Source organism: Acinetobacter sp. V110_1 (genome assembly GCF_031798975.1).
GTDB classification, from domain to species: Bacteria; Pseudomonadota; Gammaproteobacteria; order Pseudomonadales; family Moraxellaceae; genus Acinetobacter; species Acinetobacter nosocomialis_A.
On sequence record NZ_JAVQNN010000017.1, the window covers coordinates 129,134 to 140,180 of the forward strand.

The following is an 11,047-nucleotide window of genomic DNA, read 5'->3' on the forward strand; positions in this document are numbered from 1 at the left end:
ATTGGTTTTTAGCGCCCCACTTCGGTGGGCCTTTTTTTAACCGTTGATCAAATTTGGCTTCATTTTTGCTTAAGACCCTGTATCCTTAGCGTGCTTTATTTGGGGGGAGATCATTTAAATGCAATTAAAGCAACTTGCGGCGACTTGTGCCTTGTTATCTGCAACTGCCATGGTTCAGGCAAAACCAATTTGGCAAGATTTTAGTGTGACTGGACTTTATGGTGAAAACTATGAAGTTGTAGACAACAAAGAAACTACGATTACTTTGGAATATGCTGCAAAAGTTAAATATGCTGATGTGTTTTTCTTCATGGACCGTATGCGCGGTGAAGACGATCATAAAAGTACATATTTTGAGTTATCACCACGTTTAAGCTTGGGCGAAGTATCTGGCAAAAAATTGGCTTATGGCCCAATTAAAGATGTGCTCATTAGTACCACTTGGGAAAGTAACAGCGAAAACGGCAATAACTTTGATAACTTCTTATATGGTTTTGCTGTTGATTTAGATATTCCATATTTTAAATATGCGAATTTAAACTTCTACCGTGCAAATAATGAGAAAACTGACGACGATTATCAAATGACTTTCGTTTATGGTATTCCATTTAACATTGCATCGGAAGAATTCTTGGTTGATGGCTTCCTAGATTGGTCAACTGCTGAAGGTGACCATGCCAGCGAGTTAAACTGGACAACTCAGTGGAAATGGAATGTAGGTAAACACATTTCTCCTGACACACGTCTATACCTCGGTATTGAACACTCTGTATGGAATAATAAATTTGGTCTACAAGGCCGAGATGAAAATAACGTGAGTGCTTTGGTTAAATACCACTTCTAAAATTTTTATTTAGAAGCTTAAAACAGCAAGGAAAAAATCCTTGCTGTTTTTGTTTTAGTCGAGTGGATTACCCACAATATTACTAATAATCCCCTGCATAATATGTCCGCCTTGTTCACGGCGTAATTCTGCATACCAAGCTTGGGTCACAGTTTCATCTTTCATATGGGTTACATCACAACGTTTACGGGCACGAAGAACCAACTCATTGGCCCGTTCATTACGCTTGTTTTGATAACGACGTAAAGCGTCCTCTAGACCCAAAGTATTTATTTGCAAAGAACGCGCTAAATAAATCGCATCTTCCATGGCTTGGCAGCCACCTTGTCCAATATCAGGTGTGGTGCTGTGTGCAGCATCGCCTAAGATCACCACGCGACCCTTATAAAATTGGGCAAACGGTTCAATATCATGGATTTCTACCCGATTGGTCTTTTGTGGGTCTAAGCGTTCAATGAGTTGCTGTACAGGCTGGCACCAATCAGCAAAATATTGTTTTAAAAGTTTTTTATATTCATCTCGATTATTGTCTAATCCTGCTGGCAAAGGCACATCTAAAAAGAAGTAAAACTTACCATCTGCGACGGGCATTAAAGAAGCTCGCTTACCTTCTCCGACATAAGTCGTCCATTGCTGAGCTGGCGCTAAATCTTCAGAAATCTCAACTAAACCATTCCAGTTTACATAACCAGCATAACGGCGCTGTACTTGCTGACCCAACACATAGGCACGAGTCATTGAATGAGTACCATCCGCCCCAATCAATAAGTCAGCTTGCGTTGAACTGCCATCTGCAAAATGTACTTCGACATAATCGGTCTTATCTTCAAGGCTGACCATTTTTTTGCCTAGATAAATCTGGTCTCGGCCAAACTCATCCATCAGCATATTTTGTAAATCGGCACGTGCAACCGGATATGGTCGCTGTCCTACTTCTTCAATTAAAGGCAATAAACTGAATTGTGTCATCACATCTCCAGTTAAACCATCAACATAGGCCAAGTCGTCCATTTGTCCGCCAAGTTTGGCGATTTTGTCAGTTAATCCGAGATAGTTCAGACATTTCACACCATTTGACCACAACGAAATAGCAGCGCCGACTGGAAGAATCTTTTCAGTTTGCTCAAAAATACGAACTTGGTGACCAAATTTTTTTAATGCAATGCCTGTGGTTAGACCTCCCATTCCCGCACCAATAATCACCACATTCATAACACTCTCCTATAGATATTCACCTATAGGGTGCTTATGCTAAAAACATGCCATCGTTCAAAATTTATTTAGCTTTTCCACAAAACTGGCATGCCCCATGCTTATATATTTAAGTATAAAACTCGTCTCAACGTGCTCTGTATGTTGATAGTTTTAAATGAAAAATCATGTTTTTAACAAGAAATACGGATACCCCATTATGGCAACTCTACACGCCCCAGCTTTTGAACTTCCTGAAATTTTGAATACTAAAACCAATTTGGCAGATGTCCGAATTGGTGCACAAGTCATTGAGTGTTCAGATGATTTCTTTGCAGAAGCAAAGCGTATGCTGCAATTTGAAGCACCTATTTTTGTTGAAGATAAATTTGATGACAACGGTAAGTGGATGGATGGATGGGAGACCCGTCGTAAGCGTCACGCGGGATATGACTGGTGTATTGTGAAGCTAGGAGTGAGTGGAAAAATCACCGCACTTGATATAGACACCAGCTTTTTTACAGGAAACTATCCAGCATCTGCCTCATTAGAAGCGTGTTATGCACCAAATGGAGACCTAACAGGGGCAAAATGGGAGAATGTTCTAGAAAATACTGAGCTAGGGCCAAGTCAACATCATATTTTTATGGTCAATAATGATGCACTTTTTACCCATATACGCCTCAATATTTTCCCAGATGGTGGTGTTGCTCGTTTGCGTGTTTATGGAGATGTTCATATTCAGGTGACTGATCGTGAGCAAACGCTTGATTTATTGGCCCTTGAAAATGGTGGTCGCGTAATTGCCTACAGCGATGCGCACTTTGGACACCCACGTAATTTGATTAACCCTGGCCGTGGCGTCAACATGGGCGATGGATGGGAAACCAAACGCCGCCGTGCACCGGGTTATGACTGGTGTATTCTTGCACTGGGTAAAAGCGGAAAAATTGAAAAGCTCGAAATTGATACGGCTCATTTTAAAGGGAACTTTCCTGCCCAAGTATCTATACAAGCGGTTTACCTTGAAAATGCAACCGATGCACAGTTAATTCCACAAAGTATGTTCTGGTCTTATTTACTTGAAGCCCAACCAATGCAAATGGATCATATTCATGAATATGTGAATGAGATTTTACAGCATGAAAAGATCTCTCATATTCGCATTAACATGATTCCAGATGGTGGTATTAGCCGTGTTCGTTTATGGGGGAAAATTACTAAATCATGATCATGAATACTGTTCAAATTCAGCCCTTAACTATTGAAAACTTTCAACCCTTCGGAGAAGTCATTTGTTGCGACGGGCATGATTTTTTTCATATTAATGATGCCCACACCGAGCGCTACCATGCGCTCGTTGAAACCGAAATTGAGGGAGAAGCAAAGGCAGGCATTAGTATTTTTCGTAACATTAAGACCAGTGTGTTACCTCTGGAAATTTCAATGCTAGAGCGTCATCCGAAAGGCTCTCAGGCATTTATTCCATTACAGCAACAAAAGTTTTTAATTATTGTGGCGCCCGCTTTAGATGAAAACACTCCCGATATTTCCAAGCTTTGTGCTTTCGTTTCAAATGGAAAGCAAAGTATCAATTATCGGGCAGGCACATGGCATCACCCTTTGCTTACTTTTGAGTCACCAAGTGATTTTGCAGTAGTAGATCGCATCGGAAGTGGAGCAAATTGTGATGTTTTTCAGTTTCCACAATCTATAGAAATTAGGTTTTAAATAAAGAGTAATTTATACAGACTTGTCTGTTTTGAATTAATTATATAAATACACCGAATCATCTGTCGCTAAAATAAAAATCCCCGCCTATTGAGCGGGGATTTTTTTAATTTTATTTTAAACAGTGATATCGGCTAAGTTACCCTTCTGCTCAAGCCACTGCTTACGATCTGCGGAACGTTTTTTCGCAAGCAATTTGTCGAGTAAACCAGCTGTTAAATGTGCATCATCCAGATCAAGCTGTACTAAACGACGAGTGTTAGGGTCCATCGTTGTTTCGCGAAGCTGAATCGCGTTCATCTCACCTAGTCCCTTGAATCGAGTAATTTGAGGATTTTTATTGCCTTTGACATTTTTCAAAATGGTTTCAAGTTCATCATCATCGAGTGCGTAATGGACATCTTTACCAATATCGATACGGAACAATGGTGGCATTGCTACAAATAAATGACCTTCTTCCACCAAGGCAGGAAAGTGCTTAACGAATAAAGCACAAAGCAAAGTCGCAATGTGTAAACCATCCGAGTCGGCATCGGCCAAAATACAGATTTTGCCATAGCGTAGTTCTGACAAATCATCACTACCCGGATCTACACCAATCGCAATCGCAATGTCGTGAACTTCTTGAGAAGCGAGTACTTCATCTGAAGAAACCTCCCATGTATTTAGGATTTTTCCACGAATTGGCATGATGGCCTGAAAGTTTTTATCACGTGCTTGCTTGGCACTACCACCTGCAGAGTCACCTTCGACAATGAATAGCTCACTTTCTTCACGCGTTTGACCAACACAGTCTGCTAATTTACCCGGCAAAGCTGGGCCTGAAACAATTTTTTTACGCTCGACTTTCTTGGCTGCTTTTAAACGACGACCTGCTTTAGAAATCGCCATTTCCGCCAGTTGCATAGCAATTTCAGCATGTTGGTTGAGCCAGAGCGCAAATGCATCTTTAGCAATATTTAAAACAATATTTGATGCTTCACGACTCGAAAGACGCTCTTTGGTTTGACCAGAAAATTGTGGTTCTTGAAACTTGAGCGACAAGATATAGTTCACGCCATCCCAAACATCTTCTGCCGAAAGTTTAAGATTACGCGGTAACAAGTTACGCAATTCACAGAACTCACGTAACGCCTCGGTCACGCCTGAACGTAAACCGTTCACATGCGTACCGCCTTGTGCAGTTGGAATCAAGTTGACGTAACTTTCTTGAACCTGCTCACCGCCTTCTACATTCCAGCAAATCGCAAACTCACAGGCTGCGCGGTCTGCTTGTCCATTACTTACAAATGCAGGGTTTGGCAAAATTTCGCGGTCTTGTAATTCATCCATCAAATAATCGACGAGGCCATTTTCAAACTGCCATTCGATTTTTTCATCATTAATTTGATCGATATAAATAATTTTTAAACCAGCTGCTAAAACAGCTTTCGCTTTTAAATTATGTTTGAGTGCTTTTAACGCAAATTTTGGACTATCAAAATATTTAGCTTCAGGCCAGAAATGTACCGTTGTACCAGTCGCACGTTTTGGTGCTTTGCCTTCTAGCACTGCTAAAGGCGCAACAGGTTCACCTTGCTCAAAAGCCATTTGGTATACATTACCCTGACGTTGAACTTCGACCTCAACACGTGTTGATAAAGCGTTTACAACCGAAATCCCCACACCATGCAAACCACCTGAAAACTGGTAGTTATCGGTACTGAATTTACCACCTGCGTGGAGCTTGGTCAGAATGATTTCAATACCACTTTGGCCATATTCAGGGTGAATATCGACTGGCATACCACGGCCATTATCCTCAACAGACAATGAACCATCTTTATAAACCGTGACACAGATTTTGTCGGCATGACCAGCTAATGCTTCATCGACAGCATTATCAATAACTTCTTGGGCTAAATGGTTAGGTCGAGTCGTATCGGTATACATTCCCGGACGACGACGAACAGGGTCTAAACCAGAAAGGACTTCAAGCGATTGAGCCGTATATTGTGTCACGTTGTACGTTTTCCTTATTTGATGGTGTGCGCAAAGAATTCGATCACTAAGGGTAATTTTTCTTCAAAATCTTCCATGGCATGATTGCCATGAGCATCCGTCAAAATCAATGAGGATGGTGTTGCAGCACTATAATAGCGTTGTGCTTGACGATAATCCAAAATTTCGTCGCCTTGTTGCAGTAAGACGAGTATTTTGTCGGCATTTTCAGGTTGTTTCAGTTCCAGTTGTTCTAACTGTCGTAACTGAACATGATCAATTGACCATTGATCATTCACCTTATAAGGCATGCTTTCAACTTGAAATAACTTATCAAACAACTTCCATGGTTGCATAGCAGGGTTAATCAGTACAGCCGGAATATTATATTTCGCGACAAAATATGTCGCAAAAAACCCGCCGAGGCTACTGCCGACTAACGCCACATCTTGTAAAGACTCGATTAGCTCTGAAACTTGCGCTACGACCTGATCTGGAGATCTATTTAAATCTGGCAAATGCACATTGATGCCCAATTCGCTACAATACTGCTTAAGGCTCAGCCCTTTAATCGAAGAAGAGCTGCTATTAAAGCCATGGAGGTAGATAATATTCATATATTTCCCTCTTAAATTGAGAATAAACTCACATTTTTGTTCTCAGTTTGTATATAAAAACACTATTGTCAGACAAGAAAAACGATTCAACTTACCATTCATCAGTATTTTAAAAACATGTGTTATTTAAACTACTAAGATGGAAACGTTAGCTGCCGTTGATAAATAAAAAGTACAGCTTAAAACGTCGGTTATAACGTAAATGGGGAAAAGATATGCCGAGCTTAACACCGTTACATGAAACTTATTGTAAATGGGATCGTACGCCACCGAGTCAGGCCGACGTACTGGAAGGTTTAGCTCAACTGTTCAGTACCAGCTTAAATGGTGTACATGAATTAATACAAGTCATTAATATTGAAGTGTTAAAAAATGCTTTTGGTATTAGTGCCCAAAATGCGAATAATTTTCAAAAACGCCCTTCTGTGCAAAAGGTATATCAGTTTTCTTATGGAGCCTTACAAAAGTATGGACGTTATTTTTTAGCGCCCGGTTTACGTCGTATTATTGAAAAATTCCCGACCCTTCACGAGAAACCATTAACACCTACCCTTCATTTTTTGGTGGGCATTTTAAATGGTATTTTTGGAGACTATTTACTTAAACAACATAGTCCCCTTGCCTTGCCCATGGTTCTATACGACCACTACGGTGCAATCCAACAAGGCGAACTCGCAGGCCGTATCGTAATTTTAGTTCATGGCTTGTGTATGAACCATCTAACTTGGTCAAATGCACACTATGGCGGCATTGGTGAGCGTCTGTTAGCACAGCGTGACCATAACACCATGCTGTATTTAAACTACAACACAGGTCGCCGCATTTCAGCCAATGGCCGTAGTTTCTCTAACTTATTAGAAGATTTGGTACAACGTAATCCAAGAATTACCAGTATTGATATCATTGGTCATAGTATGGGTGGACTGGTTTCCCGTAGCGCACTGTTTTACGGTAAACAAAATATGTACCAATGGATTCATATGGTCGAGAACTTAGTCTGTATTGGTTCCCCACACCATGGTGCAGTACTTGAGCGCTTTGGCTTTGCTATACAAGATAAACTCGGGGCATTCCCATTTGTTGGATTACTGGGTCAGTTGGTTAATATTCGTAGTAATGGCATTTTAGACCTACGCCACGGTAGCGTTCGTGACGATGACTGGGAATATATGGATGCCCGTATCGGCATGATGGATGACAACCGTGCTCCGGCTCCACTACCTTCCCATATCAATACCTTTTTAGTGGCAGGAACACTCGAGTTTGAAAAGGTACGTAATAAAGCGCTTACCGTGATTGGCGATTACTTAGTGAGTGTGAAAAGCGCACTGGGCGAACACCCAAATCCACGTTTTCAACTTAAGGTTCCAGACTCACATAAAGCAGTGTTTTATGGCTTAAACCATTTTGAAATTCAGTATCACTCAAGTGTTGCCGAACAGATTACTCGGTGGTTATATCCTCATGTAAATGATTATGTGCAAGAAGGTATTCAAACCCATATTATTGATATGCCGAACTATACGCTCGAAGATTTGGAAGGAATTGTAGAGACGTAAAAAAAGCCCAACTTAATGTTGGGCTGTTTTAAATTTTATATTTTTCAAGGTTATAAACCAATCAATAATTTTTATCTAACCATTTTTTGATTTCAGATATGGTTTTATATTTATAATAGACTTTCCCTTCTGCAATTCCTTCAAAACCCTCTGCATTACTACCTAATATATTTGTTATATTTTTCAGATTTAATATCTTATTTTCACTAATTTGATATAGCTTAACTTGATAAATCTTCCCTTCTATTTGTGGAGTACAACAGTAATATGCTGAATTAATAGTAATCAATATTGGAGGTTTTCTTTTGTTGGGTTTGTATATGCTGACAGCTAAAATTCTAGGACTTTCTTTAGCTGCAAAATCAGAGTAATTATCAACAAATATCTTCTTATCTTTATCTCCTAAATAACCTTTAAGATATAAACCTTCTGAAGATTCACATATATAGTTATAGAATTTATAGTCATTTTTCTTGAATATGTTTAAGTTTACTTGTTGGTCAATATTACATTGATCCTTTGCAAATAAATTTTGAGAATATATTAGAGATGATATGATAAACACAATAACATTAAAATATTTTTTCATTTTGAATAAACTCATTATTCGCTTCGAATTTCTATTTTATAATAATAGCAATATCATATTTTAAGCTGATATTACTATTATCAAATGCAATCAAAATTTTAACAACGGACAATTACTCTTCATCATTATGACAATCATTTTTCTTATTTTTTATATTCATATCAGTTGTATAATTAATTCCAAAATTTAAATTTATTAAATCTTCTTTTCTAAAAATTTTCGGAACTATATTCCAAACATTTTTACCGTGAGTAACAATTGCTAAATTAAATTCCGGAACTTTATTATTATTCGTATCAATTTGATATTCCACAGAAAATCTGTCTTTTTTCTTACCAACAATATTATATATACGTGGCTCCTTTAACCCTTGATCACAAGCTTGATATATATAAATTTTGTTTTTTAAAATTTTAATTGTACTTTCACTACAATAACATCCACCTGTTTCTAACTCTTTCACAATACCATTTGTGTATTTAAATGGTTTTATTAGATTTCCCTCTAAACTATCAAGGTCCAAATATGACTTTTTCAAATCTTTTATTTTAGAATTATTAAAATCACTTAAACATTTATAGTTTTCACTACTTGCTTCTTTCCCATTAAACTTACATTTTAAATTTCTATCTTTCAACCAAGAACGTTGAGTATCTACCAGATACTTAACTTCATTTTTATTATCACTGATATAGCTTTTTATATCTGAATACATACTATTCAGATCATGCTCACTATTACTATATATTGTTTTCTCGTCTAACCGTTGTGGTTTGTAATCTGCAGCATTTGAGGAAATACATACGCTGGAAACCAATAAAAAATTATAAAATTTAATAAAACTAGTTCTCATTATATGTACCTTCAATAAAAATCAAAACTCAGACAAGTTGCTATTTTTATAATTTTTCATCTAATCCTAAAAACAAATATCACACCTAAGTTATTTATTTTGAATAAAATATATTAGGTTTAAAAATGTAAGACTTACCATTCTTACATTTTTATTCAAAAAGAAAAACTAAATCAGTTTATCTGCTTAAAATATACTTTTTCCCCTTCAGAACATACTCCATAAAAAACTCCATAAGATTCATTCTTTACAGAGGGATTATTCAAATAACTATTACAGTCCAATACTAAATCTCCAGCATTTTTCTTAAAAAATATTTTTTGCTTTTGATAATATGGAGCACCCGTATAATTATCAGCTAAATAATAGATTCCCGATTTAAAATTCTTTGATTCAGCCTGTTTAGTTGCATATCCATTTTTTATAAAATCAATCCCACCCAAGGCTAGGTTAACTTTATCAATATTTAAACTCAACTCACTACTATTATTTTTATCCGCTTTAGCTTCTGCCCATCCAACTTGAACATCTTCACTATAAACATTTTTATAATATAAGGTGAAATTACCATTATTATCTTTTATATAAAATTCATCATATGCAGGATCAAGTCTTTTAAAGAGATAATTATCCATCTTTTTTGTAGGTGTAAAATTCTTACACTTTCCTGACTTTTCACAGATTTGATATGAAAAATAAAGTTTTGTGTTACTTGATTTAGGCTGATCAGCTTCAGTTGTACATGCATACATTAAACTAATTAAAAATAAAAGAAATAATCTGCTCATCATTGCATAGTCTCTATGTGTATAGCATCTTCACCAGCTACATCTGCTGAAATAAAATATATTGAAACATTTGATACTTAATTTTGAACATCGACTGTTTTACGTAATTTAATATCAAATATTTTAGTTAAATATAATTAATAGTAATACATACTATTTTACACCTAATCTTATTACTTAAATAAGATTAGGTGTAAATAATATTATTCTCATATTAAGTACTTAGTCTCTCTAATTTACAAAAGTAAAAAACTTACCACTCTTGGCATAAAGTTAAAGAGTTAATATAGTAAAAAACAACCTTGGTTATAACTCTGGAATTTCTTTAAAATAAATTTTTTCGTTATCAGAACAAACGCTATAGAACATGCCTGAATAATTATTCTTCGGATCTAAATCTTTCATATAACTTTTACAATCAAGTAAAAGTTGCTTATTTTTCTTTATAAAAGTTAATTTTTGATATTGTTTGAAAGAGTAACCATCATAGAAGTCATTAATTATATACATATCTTTTCTATAGTTTTTTGAGGGAACATAATCAGAGTTATCACCACTACCTATAGAATTATAGTTTCCTAAAGTTTGAAATATCTTATTAGTTTCCATAACTAGATTATTTTCATTATTTGTAACTATTTTCATTTGTGCCCACCCCATTTCAACACCTTCTGAAAAGATATTTTTATATATAACATAATATTTATTATCTTTTATTTTTATATAAAATTCATCTACCGGAGGCTTATAAGCAAACAATGCATAGCTGTTTTGATTTTTTGTATACTTAAATTCATTACAAATGTTTTTTAAAGTGCATTTTTTATATGAATAATAAATTGTATTAGCTGTATTAGCTGTATTAGCTGTATTAGCTGTATTAGCTGTATTAGCT

At 36.4% G+C, this 11,047-nt stretch carries 11 protein-coding genes; 4 read left to right on the forward strand and 7 right to left on the reverse strand.

What is annotated here, in order from left to right; translation table 11 throughout:
- Window positions 1-118: 118 nt before the first annotated feature.
- Window positions 119-844 carry an outer membrane protein OmpK gene (locus tag RMA95_RS06750; protein WP_004704884.1) on the forward strand — a complete coding sequence of 242 codons (726 nt, stop codon included), beginning with the start codon at window positions 119-121 and terminating at the stop codon, window positions 842-844.
- A 54-nt stretch (window positions 845-898) separates the two neighbouring features.
- On the opposite strand, the gene hpxO is transcribed toward RMA95_RS06750, so the two are convergent.
- Window positions 899-2,056 carry an FAD-dependent urate hydroxylase HpxO gene (gene hpxO / locus RMA95_RS06755; RefSeq protein WP_039251955.1) on the reverse strand — a complete coding sequence of 386 codons (1,158 nt, stop codon included), beginning with the start codon at window positions 2,054-2,056 and terminating at the stop codon, window positions 899-901.
- A 199-nt stretch (window positions 2,057-2,255) separates the two neighbouring features.
- Between hpxO and alc the strand changes: the two genes are divergently transcribed.
- Window positions 2,256-3,266 carry an allantoicase gene (gene alc, locus RMA95_RS06760; protein WP_311069961.1) on the forward strand — a complete coding sequence of 337 codons (1,011 nt, stop codon included), beginning with the start codon at window positions 2,256-2,258 and terminating at the stop codon, window positions 3,264-3,266.
- A complete protein-coding gene (locus tag RMA95_RS06765) occupies window positions 3,263-3,766 on the forward strand; it encodes an ureidoglycolate lyase (protein ID WP_174745884.1) in 504 nt (167 codons plus the stop codon). The genes alc and RMA95_RS06765 overlap by 4 nt, the downstream gene beginning before the upstream one ends.
- Before the next feature lie 117 nt (window positions 3,767-3,883).
- Here the strand turns inward: RMA95_RS06765 and parE are convergent, their stop codons facing one another.
- Entirely contained in the window at window positions 3,884-5,767 is a 1,884-nt protein-coding gene (parE, locus tag RMA95_RS06770; RefSeq protein WP_311069962.1) for a DNA topoisomerase IV subunit B, read from the reverse strand.
- A 14-nt stretch (window positions 5,768-5,781) separates the two neighbouring features.
- Window positions 5,782-6,363, reverse strand: coding sequence for a YqiA/YcfP family alpha/beta fold hydrolase (locus RMA95_RS06775; protein WP_019458548.1), 582 nt, complete (start codon window positions 6,361-6,363; stop codon window positions 5,782-5,784).
- A gap of 215 nt (window positions 6,364-6,578) precedes the next feature.
- Here RMA95_RS06775 and RMA95_RS06780 point away from each other — a divergent pair, with 215 nt between their 5' ends.
- Complete coding sequence (locus tag RMA95_RS06780) at window positions 6,579-7,922, forward strand: alpha/beta fold hydrolase (protein ID WP_311069963.1); 1,344 nt, start codon at window positions 6,579-6,581, stop codon at window positions 7,920-7,922.
- 61 nt (window positions 7,923-7,983) lie between these two features.
- Here the strand turns inward: RMA95_RS06780 and RMA95_RS06785 are convergent, their stop codons facing one another.
- From RMA95_RS06785 to RMA95_RS06800, 4 genes are all read right to left on the reverse strand, one after another.
- On the reverse strand, window positions 7,984-8,511 hold the full coding sequence (locus tag RMA95_RS06785) for a hypothetical protein (RefSeq protein WP_311069964.1): 528 nt from the start codon (window positions 8,509-8,511) through the stop codon (window positions 7,984-7,986).
- Window positions 8,512-8,623: 112 nt separating this feature from the next.
- Window positions 8,624-9,364, reverse strand: a complete 741-nt coding sequence (locus RMA95_RS06790) for a lysozyme inhibitor LprI family protein (RefSeq protein WP_311069965.1) — start codon at window positions 9,362-9,364, stop codon at window positions 8,624-8,626.
- Window positions 9,365-9,537: 173 nt separating this feature from the next.
- Window positions 9,538-10,155: a hypothetical protein gene (locus RMA95_RS06795; protein WP_311069966.1), complete on the reverse strand. Its 618-nt coding sequence runs from the start codon at window positions 10,153-10,155 to the stop codon at window positions 9,538-9,540.
- A 303-nt stretch (window positions 10,156-10,458) separates the two neighbouring features.
- The coding region (locus RMA95_RS06800; RefSeq protein ID WP_311069967.1) for a hypothetical protein at window positions 10,459-11,047 on the reverse strand (589 nt) is incomplete at its 5' end.